The 19,268-nt window shown below is 65.0% G+C and carries 24 protein-coding genes and 4 pseudogenes; 16 read left to right on the top strand and 12 right to left on the bottom strand.

All coding sequences use genetic code 11. The annotated features are described in order from the left end of the window. Together WBF82_RS24115 and WBF82_RS24110 are read right to left on the bottom strand one after the other, a co-directional pair. The coding region (locus tag WBF82_RS24115) for a glucose-6-phosphate dehydrogenase (RefSeq protein ID WP_424385439.1) at window positions 1-1,029 on the bottom strand (1,029 nt) is incomplete at its 3' end. Window positions 1,030-1,267: 238 nt separating this feature from the next. Then, a complete protein-coding gene (locus WBF82_RS24110; RefSeq protein ID WP_424385438.1) occupies window positions 1,268-1,642 on the bottom strand; it encodes a VOC family protein in 375 nt (124 codons plus the stop codon). A 121-nt stretch (window positions 1,643-1,763) separates the two neighbouring features. On the opposite strand from WBF82_RS24110, the gene WBF82_RS24105 reads away from it, so the two are divergent. Then, the gene (locus tag WBF82_RS24105) at window positions 1,764-2,573 is read left to right on the top strand and encodes an adenylate/guanylate cyclase domain-containing protein (protein WP_424078561.1); all 810 of its coding nucleotides are present in this window, start codon (window positions 1,764-1,766) and stop codon (window positions 2,571-2,573) included. Between the two features lie 52 nt (window positions 2,574-2,625). Here the strand turns inward: WBF82_RS24105 and WBF82_RS24100 are convergent, their stop codons facing one another. Continuing rightward, window positions 2,626-2,787 carry a hypothetical protein gene (locus tag WBF82_RS24100; protein ID WP_424385437.1) on the bottom strand — a complete coding sequence of 54 codons (162 nt, stop codon included), beginning with the start codon at window positions 2,785-2,787 and terminating at the stop codon, window positions 2,626-2,628. 45 nt (window positions 2,788-2,832) lie between these two features. Between WBF82_RS24100 and WBF82_RS24095 the strand changes: the two genes are divergently transcribed. After that, the gene (locus WBF82_RS24095) at window positions 2,833-3,513 is read left to right on the top strand and encodes a guanylate cyclase (protein ID WP_424385441.1); all 681 of its coding nucleotides are present in this window, start codon (window positions 2,833-2,835) and stop codon (window positions 3,511-3,513) included. A gap of 7 nt (window positions 3,514-3,520) precedes the next feature. Here the strand turns inward: WBF82_RS24095 and WBF82_RS24090 are convergent, their stop codons facing one another. Continuing rightward, window positions 3,521-3,844, bottom strand: coding sequence for a DUF732 domain-containing protein (locus WBF82_RS24090; protein WP_424385436.1), 324 nt, complete (start codon window positions 3,842-3,844; stop codon window positions 3,521-3,523). Between the two features lie 123 nt (window positions 3,845-3,967). On the opposite strand from WBF82_RS24090, the gene WBF82_RS24085 reads away from it, so the two are divergent. After that, window positions 3,968-4,579: a TetR family transcriptional regulator gene (locus WBF82_RS24085; protein ID WP_424385435.1), complete on the top strand. Its 612-nt coding sequence runs from the start codon at window positions 3,968-3,970 to the stop codon at window positions 4,577-4,579. Further along, on the top strand, window positions 4,576-5,409 hold the full coding sequence (locus WBF82_RS24080; protein WP_424385434.1) for a hypothetical protein: 834 nt from the start codon (window positions 4,576-4,578) through the stop codon (window positions 5,407-5,409). The genes WBF82_RS24085 and WBF82_RS24080 overlap by 4 nt, the downstream gene beginning before the upstream one ends. 121 nt (window positions 5,410-5,530) lie before the next feature. Here WBF82_RS24080 and WBF82_RS24075 read toward each other — a convergent pair whose 3' ends face one another. The 4 genes from WBF82_RS24075 to WBF82_RS24060 all read right to left on the bottom strand — a co-directional run bounded on the left by WBF82_RS24075 (window position 5,531) and on the right by WBF82_RS24060 (window position 7,255). Next, window positions 5,531-5,935, bottom strand: a complete 405-nt coding sequence (locus tag WBF82_RS24075; RefSeq protein ID WP_424385433.1) for a VOC family protein — start codon at window positions 5,933-5,935, stop codon at window positions 5,531-5,533. Window positions 5,936-6,043: 108 nt separating this feature from the next. After that, window positions 6,044-6,412: a hypothetical protein gene (locus tag WBF82_RS24070; RefSeq protein WP_424385432.1), complete on the bottom strand. Its 369-nt coding sequence runs from the start codon at window positions 6,410-6,412 to the stop codon at window positions 6,044-6,046. 28 nt (window positions 6,413-6,440) lie between these two features. Beyond that, window positions 6,441-6,965, bottom strand: coding sequence for a restriction endonuclease (locus WBF82_RS24065; RefSeq protein WP_424385431.1), 525 nt, complete (start codon window positions 6,963-6,965; stop codon window positions 6,441-6,443). A gap of 128 nt (window positions 6,966-7,093) precedes the next feature. Further along, window positions 7,094-7,255 (bottom strand): hypothetical protein, encoded by a 162-nt coding sequence (locus WBF82_RS24060; protein WP_424385430.1) that lies wholly within the window; start codon window positions 7,253-7,255, stop codon window positions 7,094-7,096. A gap of 244 nt (window positions 7,256-7,499) precedes the next feature. Here WBF82_RS24060 and WBF82_RS24055 point away from each other — a divergent pair, with 244 nt between their 5' ends. From WBF82_RS24055 to WBF82_RS24045, 3 genes and pseudogenes are all read left to right on the top strand, one after another. Then, window positions 7,500-7,751, top strand: a complete 252-nt coding sequence (locus tag WBF82_RS24055; RefSeq protein ID WP_424385429.1) for a DUF2510 domain-containing protein — start codon at window positions 7,500-7,502, stop codon at window positions 7,749-7,751. A 168-nt stretch (window positions 7,752-7,919) separates the two neighbouring features. Further along, a pseudogene (locus WBF82_RS24050) lies at window positions 7,920-8,441 on the top strand (peroxiredoxin); the annotation flags it as partial. 9 nt (window positions 8,442-8,450) lie between these two features. Further along, the gene (locus WBF82_RS24045; protein WP_424385440.1) at window positions 8,451-8,813 is read left to right on the top strand and encodes a DUF742 domain-containing protein; all 363 of its coding nucleotides are present in this window, start codon (window positions 8,451-8,453) and stop codon (window positions 8,811-8,813) included. A 63-nt stretch (window positions 8,814-8,876) separates the two neighbouring features. Here WBF82_RS24045 and ychF read toward each other — a convergent pair whose 3' ends face one another. Further along, entirely contained in the window at window positions 8,877-9,950 is a 1,074-nt protein-coding gene (ychF, locus tag WBF82_RS24040) for a redox-regulated ATPase YchF (RefSeq protein ID WP_424385428.1), read from the bottom strand. A 106-nt stretch (window positions 9,951-10,056) separates the two neighbouring features. On the opposite strand from ychF, the gene WBF82_RS24035 reads away from it, so the two are divergent. Then, window positions 10,057-11,172 carry a DUF6542 domain-containing protein gene (locus tag WBF82_RS24035; RefSeq protein WP_424385427.1) on the top strand — a complete coding sequence of 372 codons (1,116 nt, stop codon included), beginning with the start codon at window positions 10,057-10,059 and terminating at the stop codon, window positions 11,170-11,172. Here WBF82_RS24035 and WBF82_RS24030 read toward each other — a convergent pair. After that, the gene (locus WBF82_RS24030) at window positions 11,169-12,173 is read right to left on the bottom strand and encodes a 4-hydroxy-3-methylbut-2-enyl diphosphate reductase (protein WP_424385426.1); all 1,005 of its coding nucleotides are present in this window, start codon (window positions 12,171-12,173) and stop codon (window positions 11,169-11,171) included. The two genes, WBF82_RS24035 and WBF82_RS24030, sit on opposite strands and share 4 nt — an antisense overlap. An 88-nt stretch (window positions 12,174-12,261) precedes the next feature. On the opposite strand from WBF82_RS24030, the gene WBF82_RS24025 reads away from it, so the two are divergent. The 8 genes and pseudogenes from WBF82_RS24025 to WBF82_RS23990 form a co-directional block, all read left to right on the top strand. After that, on the top strand, window positions 12,262-12,855 hold the full coding sequence (locus WBF82_RS24025) for a lipid droplet-associated protein (RefSeq protein WP_424385425.1): 594 nt from the start codon (window positions 12,262-12,264) through the stop codon (window positions 12,853-12,855). An 8-nt stretch (window positions 12,856-12,863) separates the two neighbouring features. Further along, complete coding sequence (xseA, locus tag WBF82_RS24020; RefSeq protein WP_424385424.1) at window positions 12,864-14,105, top strand: exodeoxyribonuclease VII large subunit; 1,242 nt, start codon at window positions 12,864-12,866, stop codon at window positions 14,103-14,105. Beyond that, window positions 14,095-14,340: an exodeoxyribonuclease VII small subunit gene (locus WBF82_RS24015; RefSeq protein WP_424385423.1), complete on the top strand. Its 246-nt coding sequence runs from the start codon at window positions 14,095-14,097 to the stop codon at window positions 14,338-14,340. Before xseA ends, WBF82_RS24015 begins: the two co-directional genes overlap by 11 nt. A 62-nt stretch (window positions 14,341-14,402) precedes the next feature. Further along, window positions 14,403-15,515 carry a 3-beta-hydroxysteroid dehydrogenase gene (locus WBF82_RS24010; protein WP_424385422.1) on the top strand — a complete coding sequence of 371 codons (1,113 nt, stop codon included), beginning with the start codon at window positions 14,403-14,405 and terminating at the stop codon, window positions 15,513-15,515. 69 nt (window positions 15,516-15,584) lie between these two features. Beyond that, window positions 15,585-16,835 carry a L,D-transpeptidase gene (locus WBF82_RS24005; RefSeq protein ID WP_424385421.1) on the top strand — a complete coding sequence of 417 codons (1,251 nt, stop codon included), beginning with the start codon at window positions 15,585-15,587 and terminating at the stop codon, window positions 16,833-16,835. A 139-nt stretch (window positions 16,836-16,974) separates the two neighbouring features. Then, complete coding sequence (locus WBF82_RS24000; protein WP_424385420.1) at window positions 16,975-18,045, top strand: NAD-dependent epimerase/dehydratase family protein; 1,071 nt, start codon at window positions 16,975-16,977, stop codon at window positions 18,043-18,045. After that, complete coding sequence (locus WBF82_RS23995; protein ID WP_424385419.1) at window positions 18,042-18,800, top strand: SDR family NAD(P)-dependent oxidoreductase; 759 nt, start codon at window positions 18,042-18,044, stop codon at window positions 18,798-18,800. The genes WBF82_RS24000 and WBF82_RS23995 overlap by 4 nt, the downstream gene beginning before the upstream one ends. Then, window positions 18,797-19,030, top strand: a pseudogene (locus WBF82_RS23990) (SDR family NAD(P)-dependent oxidoreductase); the annotation flags it as partial. The gene WBF82_RS23995 and the pseudogene WBF82_RS23990, both read left to right, overlap by 4 nt. Before the next feature lie 2 nt (window positions 19,031-19,032). Here the strand turns inward: WBF82_RS23990 and WBF82_RS23985 are convergent. Both WBF82_RS23985 and WBF82_RS23980 read right to left on the bottom strand, forming a co-directional pair. After that, a pseudogene (locus WBF82_RS23985) lies at window positions 19,033-19,173 on the bottom strand (SDR family NAD(P)-dependent oxidoreductase); the annotation flags it as partial. Beyond that, window positions 19,170-19,268, bottom strand: a pseudogene (locus WBF82_RS23980) (short-chain dehydrogenase); the annotation flags it as partial. The pseudogenes WBF82_RS23980 and WBF82_RS23985, both read right to left, overlap by 4 nt.

Genomic DNA, 19,268 nt, shown 5'->3' with positions numbered 1-19,268 from the left:
GGGCAGGAAAGCCAACGCGGGGACACGGTGGGTGAACAGCCGCACCTCGGTGACCCGTTCGGGCAGGGCCTTGCCCGCGCGCAAAAAGATCGGCACTCCGGCCCAGCGCCAGTTGTCGATCTCCACCCGCAGCGCGACATAGGTCTCGGTCTGCGAGCGCTTGTCGACCCCGTCAATGTCGGTGTAGCCGCGGTATTGGCCCCGCACGCATCGGTCCGGGTTCAGCGCGGGTATCGCGCGCAGAACGTCGGCCTTCTTGTCGTTGAGATCGTCTGCGCTCGGCCCGACCGGCGGCTCCATCGCAACTCCGGCGAGCACCTGCAGCAGATGGTTTTGCACGACGTCGCGCAGGGCTCCGACCCCGTCGTAGAACCTGCCCCGGTCCTCGACACCGAAGTCCTCGGCCATGGTGATCTGAATTTGAGAGATCTTCTGACGGTCCCACATCTCGGCCAGCGCCAGATTGCCGAAGCGCAAATACTCGAGTTCGACCACCGGCTGCTTGCCCAGGAAGTGGTCCACCCGAAAGATCTGCTCCTCACTCAACACCGCATGCAGCCGAGAATTGAGTTCGCACGCAGACTTGAGGTCGTGTCCGAACGGCTTCTCCACCGCAACGCGGGAGTGCTCTAGCAGCCCGGCCTTGCCCAGATGTTCGACAATGGGAGCGAACAGCGACGGCGGCATCTCCAGGTAATACAGGCAGTCGCGCTTGGAGCCGAGCCGCTCGGCCAGCGCGTCGTACAGTGCGGGATCGGTGACGTCGCCGTGCAGGTAGGACAACCGGTCCGCAAGCCGGTCGAATACCTTGTCGTCTACGTCTTCGCCGGCATCGGCGATCGCCTTGCGGGCCCGGTTGACCAGCTCCTCGGTGCTGATGTCGTCGCTGGCCACGCCCAGCACCGGGCACGGCAGCAATTCCCGGCGCTCCAGGCGGTACAGGGCTCGGAAGGTCATCTTGCGGGCCAGGTCGCCGGTAATACCGAAAATCACCAGCACGTCTGAGCCGCGATCACCGGATTCGGTCAATCGAGGACCTCCACGAAGAATCGACTACCAACCCTAACCACCGCTGTTGGACGCCGACAACAAACAGCAAAGCCCGCACGGCGCAGCGTGCGTGGTATCAAGTAACCGCTTGCCGGTAAAGGCAAACACGGGCTCTCCTACGACACCGGGACAAGCTGGTCGTCAGTCAGCGAAAAGTCGGGTCTGTAACGTTACGAAAGCTGCGTTAGCACAGCCGATTTCAGGGCCGATTGGTGTCTCAGGTCGGTTCGGGTATCAGCGTCGTAATGCAGAACGGATGACCCGCAGGATCGATCAGAACCCGCCAGCTCTCCGGTTGCGGCTGAACCTCAGCCTTCGTCGCCCCCAGCGCCAGTATCCGAGACTCTGCGCCATCGAGGTCGTCGACGGCCAACTCGAAGTGCAATTGTTTGGGCACCTCCCCCGCTGGCCAACTGGGAGGTTGATGCTCAGCTACGCGCTGAAACGTCAATAGGACGCCCGCGCCCTTCAGGGCGATGAATTCCGGGGAGGAGAACATCACCGATAGGTTCAACACGTTGCTGTAGAAGTCGGCAAGGACAGGCGGATCTGAGCAATCGACCGAAACCGCACCCAACCGAATGTCGCCCATTACATCCTCCTTTGGCTCCGTTTGGAGCATTGACCCACGGTCCGTCTGGCCGAGTCTGGCACGCGGCGCCGACACGAACACATGCGGTCCGCTGTCGGGGCTACACCACTCATCGGGAAAGATGCGTGGCATGCAGGACCCTCTGATGATCGCGGTCTACGCCCTGGCCGCCGTCGCAGTGGCCGAAGCCGCCGCGCTGGCGTTCGTATGGGCGGCGCTCACCCGAAGTCGCCGGGAGGCCGCTGAACTTCGGCAGCGCGTCGACCCCCGCAGTTGGCTGCTGACCGGCGGCCGGGAGGCGCTCAAGAACGTATGGCAGACCGCGAACTTGGTGCGCAAGGAAGGGCTCGGCGCCGCGGTGCGCAACTCCATCGAAGACCTCGCCGATTGGGCCGAGGTGGAACGCCCAGACCTGGCCCGGGTCACCGCGGACGGCAAGGTTGCGATTCTTTTCTCCGATATCGAGGAGTCCACTGCGCTCAACGAACGGGTCGGCGACCGCGCCTGGGTGAAGTTGATCGGTGAGCACGACAAGATGGTTCGCAAGCTGGTCAAGCAACGCTCTGGGCATGTGGTGAAGAGCCAGGGCGATGGATTCATGATTGCCTTCGCACAGGCCGAGCAGGCGGTGCGCTGCGGTATCGACATTCAGCACGAGCTGCAGAGAGACTCACTACGCAGGCGGCACAACGGCATTCGGGTGCGGATTGGAATCCACTTGGGCCGATCGGTGCGCCGTGGCGACGACCTGTTCGGCCGTAACGTCGCCATGGCGGCGCGGGTGGCCGGGCAGGCCGGCGGAGGGGAGATCCTGGTCAGCGAGACCGTGCGCGACGCCGTCCGCGACTGCGACGGCATCTCGTTCGACGACGGCCGCGAGGCCGAATTGAAGGGCTTCTCCGGCGCTCACCGCCTCTACGCGGTCGCCTAAGGCTGATTGCCCGCATCCTCCCCGGGCCGTCCCGGGGCGCATCGTCGGCGGGCTAAGGCTGATCACCCGCTTCCCCCAGGCGCTGATGCAGCCGCTCCCGGATTTCGTCGGGCGTGTACGCCTTCCGGCGGCGCTGGTCGCGCGCGACGAGTACTCCCCCGGCGGCGACCCCGACGATCCCGGCCAACCCGAGCAACTTCCAAATGGTGCGCATGCCCAAAGATTATGTGCATAAGGTGCGGTGGTGGACACACATACGGTGAGTCTGGCCCAAGCGCTCGAGGCAACCCGCACGGGCGACATCTGGCTTTTTCGTGGGCGCTCCGGACCCGACCGCGCGATCCAGACCTTGTCGAACAGCCCGGTAAACCATGTCGGAATGACGGTGGCGATCGAGGATCTGCCGCCGTTGATGTGGCATGCCGAACTTGGTGACAAGCTGACCGATGTCTGGACCGGCACCAACCACCGCGGCGTGCAGCTTCATGACGCCCGACAAGCTGTCGAGCGATGGCTGCAGAGCTATGGACAGCGGTGCTGGTTGCGCCAGCTGACCCCGGATACCAGCCACGAGCAGGACAATCAACTGTTGCGTGTGATCGCCCGGATGGACGGCACGCCGTTTCCGAGTACCAGTCGGGTCACCTTGCGCTGGCTGCGCGGCCAACTGCCGACCAGATACGACTGGGTGCGTGGAATCCCGGTCGTGGACAGCAAGGTTCGTGAATCAACCCGACGACGCAGGGCGGAGCAACGCAAAGGCCAATTCGAGTCCGCCTATTGCGCGGAAGTGGCGGCGATCACCTACGAAGAGATGGGGCTGATCGAAACCGAGAAGCGGTCCACCTGGTTCGACCCGGGCAGGTTTTGGAGCGGTGATGACCTTCCGCTGGTGGCGCCATACCGCCTGGGCGGCGAAATCGCGGTCGTCGCAGACTAATTCGCGGCTAGTCGCCGCATAGGTTGTTTTCCGCCGCCGTGGCCATGTCCAGCAAGTTCTGATACGACGCGTTGGGGTAAGTCCAATGCTTGGCCACGTAGTCCGGCGAATGCCCGGCCTCCAAGTCCTGGCACATCGCGTGGCCGCTGCCCAGCAAAAACTCCCCCGTCGGCGCCGTCACTGTGTACCCATGGCGGCTCAACTCGTCCAGATAACCGGCCTCATCGGCATCCGCTATCCCGGCACTTAACAAGGCCACGACGGTGGCCGCTGCCGCACCAGACAGAACCCACAAACATCGGGTCTTGCGGGGTCGCGAACGTCTGCTCATTCCTCTCCTCCCGATCGGCCCGATGCTACGACCAACCCGGCGAGGCGGGAGGTCAACGCGAAAACACAAACTCATTGACGACCGTCATTGACGGGTGGCAATGAAATTTTGTATCGTTGCGACGTGCCTTCACCGCCGTCGACCGCAGCACTTGCTGCACAGGTGGTCGGGGTGCGCGAGGCGCAGCGGCTGCAGACCCGGGCGCGGGTCTTTGACGCCGCACTGGCCGAGTTCGGCCGATCCGGGTTGGCGGGTGCGGACGTCGCAGCGATCGCCGCTTCGGCGGGGGTGGCGCGCGGCACGTTCTATTTCCACTTTCCGACCAAGGAGCACGTGCTGGTCGAGTTGGAGCGGGCCGAGGAAGCCAAAATCGTGGCGACACTTGACACTCGAGGCGCCGCGCCCGGCGACCTGTTGTCGCTGCTGACACTGCTGGTGCGCCAAGTGCTCGCCGTCGAGGAGCGGCTGGGTCCCGTCGTCTTCAAAGACATGCTGGGCCTGCACTTCTCCTCGACCCGGCCCGTCGAAAATGAGCTGGCTGAGCATCCGCTGGCCGGGTTCGTCATCGCTGCGATCGCCGACGCGCAGGCTGCCGGACGAGTGTCTCGGGATGCGGATCCGGGCGAGCTCGGGGTGATTTTCATGACCGGGCTGTTCGCATTGCTGGCTACCGGTGCGACAGAAGCACTGGATCGCTATGTCCTGACGATTGTTCAAGGAATGGAGGAGCGATGACTGCTGTGGTTTCTGAAGGTATTGCGGGCTACCGCGAATTCTTGGTGCGCCGCGACGGCGAAGCCGATTTGCTGCACCGCCATCTAGCCACCCGGGAGGAATTTTTCAACGGCTTGGCGGCCGACCCGGTCCGCTCGCGGCGTTCTATCGATCGGGACGTGTTCGCGCGCAACCTGCGTCGCCGCCGGCCCGAGCCGGGTCTCAGCCCAGAAATGCTATTCCTGTTGGCCACCGCCAAACTGAACCAGGCGGAGCGGTTCGGCGTCGGATTGGGCGAGACGTACGGGCACAACAGCGGTGACGACGCTCCGCCCGAGCGGGTGTACATCGAACTTGAAGAGCACTATCACACCCGGTTGCTGGGCTACGTGCTCGACATGTTCGGTCTGCCGTTCCAGGTCGTCCCGCCGCCGTTTGTGATGCGCCAGTTCGTCAAGCTCAACGTCTTCATCCCCGAGCGCATCGGCATCGCGTTCGTGGGTGCGGGCGAGATGGCGGGCTGCATCATGTTTGACGAATTGCGCCGTGTCGGCGTCGAATTGTTCGCCGACGAACCCGATGTGGCCTCGCGCATCGAGCGGCTGTACAGCGAAATCCTCACCGACGAGGTGGGCCATGTCGGCTACTGCGCTGCGCGCTGCAGCTCTGGAGAGCGAGCGGTCATGCGTTGGCTCTACCCGCGTATCTGCCGGATATTCGCTCGCCAGACCGCCGAAATCAGCATGCTGCTCGATCCGGAGAAACTGCGCGCCCGCTTCGGCCAACCATTCAATGTCGATCAGCTCACCGCCGACCTGCCGAACGAGACGTTCCTTGCGGCGCACCCCTGAGTGACGCTATAAACCGCAACGGCAAACGATCGATCTGAGATCTCGCCTGGCAGCGAGCAATTCGCGTCTTCGGAGCTCAGCCTCTCGCCGCGTCAGCGACTCCTCGGGCTCGTCAAGCGCCTCAGCTTAGCGCTCCGAACTTGGCGCGGGCTTCTTCGGTGACTGGAGTGAACAGGTTGACGAGGTTTCCGTCGGGATCGCGAAAAACCAGCGCGCGGTTACCCCAGGGCATCGTTGTAGGTTCCGTCACGACATCGGCCAGGTGCTCGCGAAGTCGCTTGTACTCGGCGTCCACATCCTCAACGATGAACTCCACGATCGCGCTGCGGTTGGCTGCCGGCTCGGCAGATCCCGCTCCGAACAAGGGCACCGTCTTGTCGCTGCCGAGAGCGAGTGTGCCGATCGGGGTGGGAATCTCAGCGAAAAGCTCGTTCCCCCATACCGCAGAGATTCCGGTGACCATCTGGTAGAACTCGACGAGCCTCTTCACGTCGGCCGTAATGATGCGGGTTGAAACGAACTTCATCAGGTCTCCTGTCGCTACTGGCGGCGCCACCGCGGCCGCCGTGCACGGCATGCTAAGCGTGCCCTCCGACAACCACACCGACGTAAAGTTGACGAGACCCTGCGCTCGTCAGATCGACGTCCACACTCCGTTGTTGAAGAATCCCCAAGCATTGGCGGTGGGGTTCCACATCAAATGAGCCTGAGGCGCCCACGAGGGCGGGGGTGGCTGCGGCGGCGCCCACGGCGGCGGCGGGCCCCAAGGCCCCCAGCCCGCCAGAGAACCTGGAGGCGCGGGAGGTTGCCAGTCATGGCACTGACTCCAGTTCCAGTTGTAGTTGGTGCCCCAGGCCGGATCCCACTTATCACCCGGGCACCAATGAGAACTCGGCGTGGGAACGGGGACCGCCTGTGCCAAGGGCCCGCCAGCCAGTCCATAAGCGGACAACGCCAGCCCGCCAACCACCAGCATCCTGGTAGACCGCCTTACAGTCGCCATCTGCCAAGGATATTCCAGTCGCGGGCTCCTACACGGCCCGTCGCGCAGGAGGCGGCACCCAGGTTTGCAATGCTTTGCGGCCGATCAACTGGCAGCCGTGGGTAGCGGCCAATTGCTTGGCCGCCTGGGTGAATTCCTGATTGCTGATCACGATGCTCCTCGTGCACCCGTGGTGGCGGGCGCCGGCGACAACCTGCTGGACGGCCGCGACGCCGACGGACTTGCCGTGGCGCTTGCACTGGATCGCCACCGACCTGCCGTCCCGTTGGGCGATCAGGTCGACGCCGTAGTCGCCGCTCGCTGAGGTGAACGCGACCTGCCAGCGGGCCCGTCGCAGCCGGGCAGCCACGTAGTCCTCGAACTCGGTGCCAGACATGGCGTCAATTGCCCTCATGGTGCCATCGGGGCGTCGCCGCCGTTTGCCCTCCGCTGAAACCAAAACCGCGAGGAACAGACCGACGGCTGCTCCCACCAAACCGGTTTTGACACTGTGGCCGACGAAGCCGGCGAACATCCCGAAGTAGGGCGGGAGGAAGAAATAGGCGATCCTCATACCGGCAGCAAGGCTCCTGAGCCGAGATGGCTTGGTGCGGCGAGGATTAGCGAGAACGCCCAGTACATGGATTGATGATAAAGACGGTCAACGACAACCGGGTCAACCGGATTTCGACCGTGTCGCGGTCAATCTTGACCGACTCGCGCAGTCAGATAGGTCGCGAGCTTGGTCAACGACGACCGAAGACCCTCGATGTGGTCGTCAGCGGAGATACCCGCTGGGACGTCATCGGCTCGGATATCGATACGGGTGCGACCGGCGACGGCCGCGGTAACCGCCCACGTCATCGTCATCGTTCCGGCGAAGAAGGACTCATCGGACCCGACATTCCTTGCGGCGGTAGCTATTTGGCGAGCGCGTGCTCTTCTACCAGCGCGAGGAACACCCGACTCACCGGAGCATCAATCACCGCCGAGGCGCGATCCGTTCGACTCATACCTAACCCGCCATAGCCGGCCGCCGTTTAAATGCCCGGTCGTCCAGGGTACTTAAGAGCCGTTGCACAAGCCGCCACACAGGAGGTGCAGGTCCATGCTGTCCGGCGTTCTTAACACCCTCGTTTGGATATTGATCCTCGTCGTGATCATTGCGGTGGTCATTGCCGTCGTCCGCGCTGTGACGAGCCCGAGGGGTGCCACCGTCGTAGAACAGCCAGTGACGCGCGAAGCGCCGCCGGCCGCCGGCGGTTTAGCCCCCGGGTGGTACCCAGACCAGAACGACCCGAGTTTGATGCGCTACTACGATGGCCGAGTTTGGACCGCACAAACTCAACCTCACGCGTAGCGGTTTACTCTGCGGCGTCTCACTCATTTGACATAGATGTTGATTCGGGTCGGAATTCGACGACGTCGCCGCTCGAATTCGATATACCCCAGCTGATAGCTGTTCTGCGACGACCGAATTATGTCCAGTTGTGCATCGCACAGAGCTTCCCGGCGTTAGTCTTTGCCGATGATCGCGGGCGATAAGGCGCCTGACTTCACTTTGTACGATCACACCGGTCGGCCTCGGACCCTGTCAGCGCTCCTTTCCGACGGGCCGGTTGTGCTTTTCTTCTTCCCATTAGCGTCCTCCCCGATCTGCACAGCCCAGGCTTGTCATTTTCGGGACCTGAGCGACGAATTCGCCAGGGTGGGCGCCCATCGGGTCGGTATCAGCACCGACACCGTCGACAAGCAGGCCCACTTCGCCCAACAGCGCTCGTTCGACTATCCGCTGCTCTCCGACGCGGACGGCGTGGTGTCCGAGCTGTTCGGAGTGCGCCGAGGCAGGCTCGCCAAGCTGCGTAGATCCGTCGTGGCGCGTGAGACGGCCCGGCGTGGCCGGCACACTCGGCGCCGTGGCCTGCTGGCCCGGCTGCTGCCGGTCAGACGGACCACATTCGTCATCGACACCGACCGCACCGTACTCAAGGTCGTCTCCAACGAGCTGCGCGCCTCGGTGCACGCCGACCAGGCATTGTGGTTCTTGCAGAACCACAACGTGCCGCAGTCGGAGGGCAAGGGCGAACCAGTCGGCGACTGGTTCACAGAACCGGAAACCGCGGACTCTGATGTCAGCCTGCCGCTCGAGGCTCCGGTCGAAGCGCTCAACACCACAGCGAAACCGCCGCGCTGGCCGAAAAATGATGTGCGGGGCCAGATCCTGACGTGTTGCGCGCACAGCCCGTCGATCGCAGAGATCGCCGCTCGTCTGTCCTTGCCGCTCGGTGCGACGCGGTTTTTGGTCGACGACCTTGTGACACAGGGCTATTTGCGTGTGCGCGCCCCCCTCGGTGACACCATGACAATCGACGAACGACGTGAATTGATCACAAGGACCCTGCGTGGCCTACGGGCACTCTGAGTGGTGGGGCGCAGCCCCGTCACGCTGCTGTGCACGGGGCGCGGCTCGCGCGAGTTTCTGACGCTAGACGTTGAACCGGAATTCGACGACGTCTCCGTCGGCCATCAGGTAGTCCTTGCCCTCCATGCGTACCTTGCCGGCCGACTTGGCCGCGGCCATCGACCCGGCGGCAACCAGGTCGTCGTAGGACACGATTTCGGCCTTGATGAAGCCTTTCTCGAAGTCGGTGTGAATTACCCCGGCAGCCTTCGGCGCAGTGTCGCCTTGATGGATGGTCCACGCCCGCGACTCTTTGGGTCCGGCCGTAAGGAAGGTTTGCAACTTCAGCGTGTGAAAACCGGCCCGCGCCAACGCATCTAAGCCGCGCTCGGTCTGACCGATCGACTCCAGCAGCTCGGCGGCCGACTCGTCGTCCAACTCGATCAGCTCGGCCTCGATTTTGGCGTCCAGGAAAACCGCGTCCGCGGGCGATACCAGCGCTCGCAGGCCGGCGACCCGGTCGGCATCGGTGAGCACCGCCTCGTCGGCGTTGAACACATAGAGGAACGGTTTGGTGGTCAGCAGATTCAATTCCCGCAGCAGCAACGCATCCGCCGCCGCGGCGAACAGCGTCGTCCCGCCGTCGAGCGTCTGCTGCGCAGCCACCGCGGCTTCGTAAAGCGGTTTGCGGTCCTTGCTGTTGCGGGCTTCTTTCTCAAGCCTCGGCACCGCCCGCTCGAGTGTTTGCATGTCGGCCAGGATCAGCTCCGTCTCGATGACCTCGATGTCGGATTTGGGATCTACCTGCCCCGCGACGTGCGCCACATCGTCGTCGGAGAACACCCGCACCACCTGGCAGATCGCGTCGCACTCGCGGATATTGGCCAGGAACTTATTGCCCAGGCCGGCGCCTTCGGAGGCGCCCGCGACGAGGCCGGCGATATCGACGAAGGTCACCGGTGCCGGGACGATTCGCTCGGATTCGAACATCTTTGCCAACGTCGCCAACCGGGGATCGGGCAGCGGAACCACACCCTCGTTGGGCTCGATCGTCGCGAACGGATAGTTCGCGGCGACCACGTTGTTTCTGGTCAACGCGTTGAACAGCGTCGACTTGCCGACATTCGGCAGACCCACGATCCCGAGGCTCAAGCTCACAGGGAGCTAAGTGTAGGAGAGACCGGCAGCGTGAGATGTGGCACGCCCACCGCTTGCTAACAAGGTCTTTACCAGCCTTTGGGCGCTGAGCCGGTACGGTCGACGTGTGTCAGCACAGCGGACGCGGTCGGCGGTGGCGGCAGACCACCGCTCGATAATCCCCAACATTTCTGGCGTTCCCTGGTGGGCCGCCGTGGTTGTCGCTGTCACCGGTACCGCTGCGGGTTTCGCCTTCGACGCGGGCTCGGGCAAGGAGCTGACCACCGTCTTTTCCGCGCTGTACGTAGCGGGTTGCGTGGCTGCGGTGCTGGCCGTTCGCCAGTCCGGCGTCTTCACCGCGGTGATTCAGCCGCCGCTGATCTTGTTTTGCGCAGTACCTGGCGCCTATTGGCTGTTTCACGGCGCCACGTTCACCGGGCTCAAGGACCTGCTGATCAATTGCGGCTATCCGCTGATCGAACGGTTCCCGCTGATGCTGTTCACCTCGGGCGGTGTGCTGGTTATCGGCATCATCCGCTGGTTGCTGGGTACGGTGATTCGCCCGGTCGAGACGACCGATGCCGATGGGGCGAGCCACGACGCAGAGCCGCCCGGGCTGGTCGGCAGGCTGGCCGGGCTTTTCCGCATGTCGACGGGTCTGCAGCGGGAGCCAGCCGACGACGACACCGCCGACAAAGCCGCGAAACGAGCCCACGCCGTCAGACGATCCGCGAAACCGGAGAGATCTGCCAGGTCGGCCGAGGCCAGGAGAACAGCCAAACGTCCGCCGGCGTCGCGCTCGCGGCGCATCCGGCCGCCGCTCGATGACGAAGCAGCCGATCCGACGGTTGACCGGGCGCGGCGTCGGCGTCCGACCCGTACCCGCGAGTTCGACGGCCCAGAGTCGCCCCGCCGCGGCAGGGTGTCGCGCGATCCGGACCTGCGCGGTCGGCCGTCGCGCGAGATCCGCCGCGACCCGCATAGTCGCACGGCTCAACCGACCCGTCGCAGCAGTCGCTTCGACCGCTACGAGCCCATCGAGCCGTACGACCCCGTAGCACCGCCGGAGCCTCGTCCCAGATCCGTGCCGAACGGAACATCCGGCGCCACCGCGACGCACCACCCGATCTCGCAAGTCAGGTATCGCGGCTTGCCCCAGCCGGACGAGCCGCGCGGGGAGCCGCCGTCGCGTCCCCGGCGGTCGCGCGAGCCCGGAGCCGACTCCTGGGAATACGACGTCTAGGGAGAACGGCTAGGCCGGATCTCTCGCGGTAAGGCGAACACCAGCGTCTCGTTAGCCGTAGTCACGGGCTGCACCACGCCGTAGCCGTGCTCGGCCAGCCGCTCCAGAACACCACGCACCAGCAAGTCAGGCACCGACGCGCCCGAGGTGACCCCGATCGTGGTGACGCCGTCCAACCACGCCGGGTCAATGTCGTCGGCGTAATCGACCAGATGCGCGGCAGCCGACCCGGCGCCAAGGGCGACCTCGACCAGCCGCACCGAGTTCGACGAATTACGCGACCCGACGACGATGACCAACTCGCACTCGGGCGCCATCGCCTTGACCGCGACCTGCCGATTTTGCGTGGCGTAGCAGATATCGTCGCTCGGCGGATCCTGCAGTTTCGGGAACCGCGCACGCAGCCGCTGCACGGTCTCCATGGTCTCGTCGACTGACAGCGTGGTCTGGGACAGCCAGATGACCTTGTTCTCGTCGCGCACCGTCACCCCGTCGACAGCGCCGGGCCCGTCGACCAGCTGCACATGGTCGGGGGCCTCACCGGCGGTGCCCACGACTTCCTCGTGGCCCTCATGCCCGATCAAGAGGATGTCGTAATCGTCGCGGGCAAAACGCTTGGCTTCGTTGTGCACCTTGGTGACCAGCGGGCAGGTCGCGTCGATGACGCGCAGCGACCGCTCGGCCGCCGACGCGTGCACGGTCGGAGCGACGCCGTGCGCGGAAAACACCACGATCGCGCCCTCGGGCACCTCGTCGGTCTCGTCGACGAAAATCGCCCCGGCCTTGGCCAGGGTGTCCACCACGTGGCGGTTGTGCACGATCTCATGCCGGACGTAGACCGGCGGGCCGTGCTTCTCCAGCGCGCGCTCGACCGTCTCGACAGCGCGGTCGACGCCAGCGCAATACCCGCGGGGCTCGGCCAGCAGCACCCGCTTGCCGGTCACCGGCCCGACCGCCGAGCCGGCGGCGCCCTGGATCCCCATGTTGACGGTCGGTGGCATGCCAACCAGGTTACTTTCACCCGCCTCGCGCTCGCCAGCTCGCGCCGTCGGCTTGGAGTTGATCGCCGGTTAAGGCAGGCTGGGACGCATGGCTACTGCACCGTATGGGGTCCGGCTGCTGGTCGGCGCGGCGACATTTGCCGTCGAGGAGACGATCAAGCTGCCGAAAACCATCCTGATGTATCCGATGACCCTGGCCAGTCAGGCCGCGCACATCGTGATGCGGTTCCAGCAGAACATGGCCGAGCTGGTGATCAAGGGCGACTCGACTCTGGAAAGTATTTTTCCGCCCAAGGAGGAGCAGCCGGAGTGGGCGACCTTTGACGAGGACTTGGGCTCCGAAGTCGGCGACGGCCCGCCGGAGCTTGGCGTCGACCCGACCGATGCCGAGCGCCGCGCCGAGGGACGGTTCGCGCTCTACACCGCGCCGGACACCTCGGCCGATCCCCCGACTCGGCCCGTCGCCCGCCTGAAGAAGTCGGCCACAACGTCCGTGGCTGCCCCGGCAGTGGCCGACGAGCTCGACTACGAAGCGCTGACGCTGGCCCAGCTGCGCGCCAGGCTGCAGTCGCTCGATGTGGACGAACTCGAGGCCCTGTTGGCCTACGAAGAAGCCACCAAGGCGCGTGCACCGTTCCAGACGCTGCTCGCCAACAGGATCACTCGCGCGACGGCAAGGTGACTCGAGCGGTGCCGGCTCAACCGGCGAATTCAGCCGAGAATCCTTACCCGGTCCGTGCGGTAGCCATCCGGATCGCGGGCTGGATCGACAAGCTCGGCACGGTGTGGGTCGAAGGCCAGTTGACTCAACTCAACATCCGGCCGGGCATCAAGACGGTGTTCATGGTGCTGCGCGACCCTGCGGCCGATATGTCGCTAACCGTAACCGCCCCACGCGATTTGGTTGAGCGTGCGCCGGTCAAGCTGGTCGAGGGTGTGCAGGTCGTGGTCTGCGGCAAGCCCAACTTCTTCACCGGTCGCGGCACGCTCACGTTGCGGCTGTCCGAGATACGCGCGGTGGGAATCGGCGAACTGCTGGCCCGCATCGAGCGGTTGCGACAACTGCTGGACGCCGAGGGTTTGTTCGACCCTCGGCTCAAGCGGCCGATCCCGTTCCTGCCCGCGACGGTCGGACTGATCACCGGTCGGGCCAGCGCCGCCGAGCGCGATGTCACCACGGTGGCCGCCGCGCGCTGGCCCGCGGTGCGGTTCGCGGTCCGTAACACCGCCGTGCAGGGTCCGAGCGCCGTCGCCCAAATCGTCTCGGCGCTACGCGAATTGGACGCCGACCCCGACGTCGACGTGATCGTGGTGGCGCGCGGCGGCGGCAGCGTCGAGGATCTGCTGCCGTTCTCCGACGAGACGCTGTGCCGCGCGATCGCGGCCTGCCGCACCCCGGTGGTCAGTGCGGTCGGCCATGAGCCCGACAATCCGCTGTGCGACTTGGTCGCCGATGTGCGCGCCGCGACTCCCACCGATGCCGCCAAACAGATCGTCCCGGATACCGCGGCTGAACAACACTTGCTCGACGACCTGCGCCGGCGCAGTGCCCAGGCGCTGCGCAACTGGGTGGCTCGGGAACAGCGCGCGCTCGCGCAGTTGCGCAGCCGCCCGGTGTTGGCTGAGCCGCTCGCGGCGTTGCGGGTGCGCGCCGAGGAGATTCACCGAGCCCGGTCTGCAGTGCGCCGGGACATCGGCCGACTGATCGACGTGGAGGCCGAGCGCGTCGGTCACTTGTCCGCCCGGCTGGCGACGTTGGGACCCGCGGCCACCCTGGCCCGCGGCTACGCCGTGGTGCAGAAGGTCGCGTCGTCCGGGCCTTCGGCGGTGCTCCGCTCGACCGACGATGCCCCGGCCGGAACCAAGCTGCGGGTTCGAGTTGCCGACGGCTCCCTCGCAGCGATCAGCGAAGGACGAACAGGTGACTTCTGACAAAGCCGGCGAGCCCCAAGAGGCTACACCTATTAGTCATCTCGGATATGAAAAATGTCGAGATGAGCTGATCGAGGTCGTGCGTGTTCTCGAGCAGGGCGGGCTGGACCTTGATGCATCGCTAGCCTTATGGGAAAGAGGCGAGCAACTGGCAAAACGCTGCGAGGAGCACTTAGCTGGAGCGCGGAAGCGGATTACCGATGCGCTGGCCGCCAGCGATCCGGAAGATTCTTGAAATGGAAACCAGTTTGATAATTTGTGCTCGAAACTGGAACACGTTTCAGTTATCCTCTGGCCATGGCTGACACTACACCGCCGACCACCGAGTTGGGCCGAATCCTGGTAACCGGCGGCTCGGGGTTTGTTGGCGCCAACCTGGTGACCACGCTCCTCGACCGTGGCTACCAGGTGCGGTCCTTCGACCGTGCGCCCTCGCCACTGCCGGCCCACCCAAGCCTAGAGGTGCTGCAGGGCGACATCTGCGACGCCGACACCGTCGCGGCGGCCGTCGACGGCATCGACACAATCTTTCACACCGCGGCGGTCATCGAGCTGATGGGCGGCAAGTCGGTTAGCGAGGAGTACCGCCGGCGTAGTTATGCGGTCAACGTCGACGGCACCAAGAACCTGGTGCACGCCGCGCAAGAGGCGGGAGTCAAGCGGTTTGTCTACACCGCGTCGAACAGCGTGGTGATGGGTGGTCACCGGATATCCGGTGGCGACGAAACATTGCCGTACACCAGCCGATTCAACGACCTATACACCGAGACCAAGGTGGTCGCCGAGAAGTTCGTGCTGTCGCAGAACGGGGTCAAGGGGTTACTGACCTGTTCCATACGGCCTAGCGGCATCTGGGGCCGCGGCGATCAGACGATGTTCCGCAGGCTGTTTGAAAGCGTCGTCGCGGGGCACGTCAAAGTGCTGGTCGGCCGCAAGGATGCCCGGCTGGACAACTCCTACGTACACAACCTGATTCACGGATTCGTCCTGGCGGCCGAGCACCTGGTGCCGGGCGGGACGGCGCCCGGCCAGGCGTACTTCATCAACGATGGCGAGCCGATCAACATGTTCGAGTTCGCGCGGCCGATCGCTGAGGCCTGCGGTGTGCGCTGGCCTCGCGCACGGGTGTCAGGCCGGTTGGTGCGCGATGTGATGTCGGTCTGGCAGCGGGCCCATTTCCGATTCGGCCTGCCGAAGCCTCCGCTGGAACCGCTTGCCGTGGAACGGCTTTACTTGGACAACTACTTCTCCATTCGCAAGGCCGGCCGTGATCTCGGTTACCGTCCACCGTTCACCACCGAGCAGGCGATGGCTGACTGCCTGCCCTACTACATCGAGCTATTCGAGCAGATCAAAGCCGCCGCCAGTCCCAGTCCGGTGGCTGTGGTCGCGCCCGCCGTGGCCGAATAACTGTCGGCAGCCCCTTGAAACCGGCTTTTCCGTATGGCTGACCAGGAGTGATTTTTCCGTAGCAGGGGTATGAGACAACCTGCCATGACGATGAAAAGGTGGATGCGCGGGGCGGCGGCTGCGGTTTTGGTTGTCGTCGGGACACTGGGCGGATTGCTGATCCTGACGCACTGTCACGACGGGTGCAGACGATCGTCTCCGGATGCCGCAGCGTCGCACAGACCGGCAGTGACCATCAGGCCTACGACCGATGCCCGCGATGTGGATCCGCTTGAACCGGTATCGGTGGCGGCCACATCCGCAACACTCACCGATGTGCAAATGGTCAACGACTCGGCCAGGCCGGTCCGGGGGATCATGACACCCGATCACGCCTTCTGGCATCCGGTGGAACCGCTCGGATATGGACGCACCTACACCATTACGGTCATCAGTCGAAGCTCGGACGGCGTTCCGGTAAAGCAGGTTTCGACGTTTTCCACGCTGATGCCACGCAACCAAACAAAGGTAACCTTCACCAGTCCCTCAGAAGCACCGTTGCAGGACGGCGGTAAGTACGGCGTCGGAACCGTGATTGTGGCGCACTTCGATGAGCAGATCACCGACCGAGCTACCGCTGAACGCCGACTGACGGTGACGACATCGCCTCCGGTGCAGGGTTCGTGGTACTGGGTCGACGACCAAAACGTCCACTGGCGTCCAGAGCACTACTACACGCCTGGCACTGCTGTCACCGCCGAAGCCAAAATTTATGGAATCGCGTTGGGGCAAGGTCTCTTTGGTCAGGAAGACAGCAAGGTCTCCTTCAGCATCGGTGCCGCGCATGTCTCCATCGCTGACGACGCCACAAAGCAAGTAAGCGTCTTCGACAACGGGCGGCTTGTCCGCACCATGCCCACCTCGATGGGCATGGGCGGCACCGAGCAGATCGGCGGCAAGACCTTATCCTTCTGGACACCGCCGGGCACATACACCGTGCTCGACAAGGGCAATCCAGTAGTGATGGATTCGTCAACATTCGGGCTGCCCAAAAACTCTCGCCTCGGCTACCGGGAAATCATCAACTTCGCGGTCAAAATCAGCACCGACGGCATCTACATGCACCAACTAGACGCCACAGTCTGGGCCCAAGGCCATACCGACACCTCGCACGGGTGCCTGAATCTCAACGGCGAAAACGCGAAGTGGTTCTTCGACTTCTCCCAACCGGGTGACGTCGTAGAGATACGCCACACCGGCGGCCCACCACTGCAGCTCTCCCAAAACGGCGATTGGACTGTTCCATGGGAAAAGTGGCGCGAGGGCAGCGCATTGCAATGACGAAAGGCGATCACCGTGGTGCAACCGGCGACCTCTTGACTGCCACCAGTTGCCTGTCTATTCCGCGTCGGCGTGTAGCGTAATGCGCCATGCGCGCCGGCGACGATGCAGAGCGCAGCGATGAGGAGGAACGGCGCCATTGACCACTGAGACTGTGCTTGTCACCGGTGCGTTCGGGCTGGTCGGGTCCGCGACGGTGCGACAGTTGCGCGCCGACGGGCGTCGCGTCGTCGCCACCGACCTCGATATCCCGGCCAACCGCAAGAAGGCAGCGACTCTGCTGCCGGCCACCGACGTCCGGTGGACCGACCTCACCGATCCGGCCGCGGTCGCGGCGTTGCTGCGCGACGTCTCGCCCGCGGCGATCATCCACCTTGCCGCCATGATTCCGCCGGCGTGCTACGCGCGGCCGGCGTTGGCCCGCCGCGTCAACGTCGACGCGACCGGATTCCTGATCAACGCGGCCAAAACGCTGCCGGCGCCGCCACGATTCCTTCAAGCCTCCAGCGTCGCTGCCTACGGCGCACGTAACCCGCACCGCATCACCGACGTGCTCACCGCCGACACCACGCTGCGGCCATCCGACACCTACGGCGCACACAAGGTGGAAGCCGAGCAACTGGTACGCAGCTCGGAGCTGGACTGGGTGGTGCTGCGGCTGGGCGGCGTGCTTACCGCCGAGCCGCGCTTCGACGTCGACCTGGACACTCTCTATTTCGAGGCGTCGCTGCCGGTCGACGGCCGCATCCAGACCGTCGACGTGCGCGACGTGGCGCGTGCCTTCGTCGCCGCCACCACCGCGCCGGTGGTCGGCGAGACATTGCTGATCGGCGGCGACGACTCGCACCGCCATGTCCAAGGCGACATCGCGCCGGCCAGCGCCGCGGCCATGGGCTTGGTGGGTGGGATGCCGCCCGGGCGCAAAGGCAACCCGGACAGCGACACCGACTGGTTCGCCACCGACTGGATGGACACCGCGCGTTCGGTGGAAGCCCTGAAATTCCAACGTGTTTCGTGGCCGCACCTACTTGCCGAGATGGCCGACCGGATGAGCTGGCGGCGCTATCCGGCGCGGCTGGCCGCGCCGTTGGCTCACGAGCTCCTCAAACGTCGCTCACCGTACTACCGCTACCCGGGCCGCTACGCCGACCCGTGGCGGGTGATCGGCGCGAAGTGGAATGACCCCCGGCCCGATCGCGAGCCGGCATGACCACTCGCGAAGCGGTCATCGTCGGCGGCGCCTCGGGCATCGGCCGGGCGACGGCCCATGCGCTGGCCGCGGATGGCTGCCGGGTTACCGTCGCCGACCGCAACACCGACGGCGCGCGTGCCGTCGCCGCCGAACTCGGCGACCCGCACACCGCCGCGACGGTCGAGGTCACCGAAGAGGACTCGGTACGAGCACTTTTCGAACAGGCCGATGTGCTCGACGTAGTCGTCAACACCGCCGGTTACAGCGGCGTCGGGCTGATCACCGACCTGGCCGCCGAGGATTTCCGCTCGGTCGTCGACGTCTGCCTCACCGGAGCTTTCCTGGTGATCAAGCACGCAGCACCGCGGCTGCGCCATGGCGGGGCCCTGGTGTCGCTCAGCTCTCTCAATGCCCGCCAGCCCGCTGCGGCGATGAGCGCCTACTGCGCGGCCAAGGCCGGGCTTTCGATGCTGACCGAAGTCGCGGCGCTCGAACTCGCGCCGCGAGGTATCCGCGTCAACGCCGTCGCGCCCGGCTTCGTGCACACTCCGCTTACCGAGCCGGCCACCCAAATCCCCGGTGTGCTGGACGAATACCTGGAGAACACTCCGCTCGGTCGGGCCGGCACTCCTGAGGAGATCGCCGAGGCCGTGGTGTTCCTGGCCAAGGCGCCCTGGCTGACCGGTGAGGTGCTCGACCTCAACGGCGGCTCACACATGAAGCGCTATCCCGATATCTTGAGCCACGTGATGAAACTGGCAGCGCCACAGTGACTTTCACTGGCAAGCAGGCGATCGTCACCGGTGCGGGCTCGGGCATCGGCGCGGCGCTGTGCCGGGCCCTGGTCGCCGCGGGCGCCAACGTGGTTTGCACCGACGTCGACGCCGCCTCGGCAGCCCGCACCGCCGAGAGCTTGCCCGGACCGGGCTCCGCGACCGCAGCCACCCTCGACGTCACTGACGCGGCCGCGGTGGCCGCCGTCGCGGTGCCGGGACCGGTCAGGCTTTCGGCGGTGCGGGCTGCCGCGGCGCCGTCGACGTCGGTGCAGACCACGTCGGCGCCCGCGGCTACCAGGGCGCGGCACAGCGCCGCGCCGATGCCCGAGCCCGCGCCGGTGACGATCGCTCGCTTGCCTGTGAAAGTCACTGTGGCGCCGCCAGTTTCATCACGTGGCCCAAAATATCGGGGTACCGCTTCATGTGTGCGCCGCCGTTGAGGTCGAGCACCTCACCGGTCAGCCA

Origin of the sequence: Mycobacterium sp., from assembly GCF_049673265.1 — a bacterium.
Classification (GTDB): Bacteria; Actinomycetota; Actinomycetes; order Mycobacteriales; family Mycobacteriaceae; genus Mycobacterium.
This window is presented reverse-complemented; position numbering and strand designations above follow the sequence as displayed.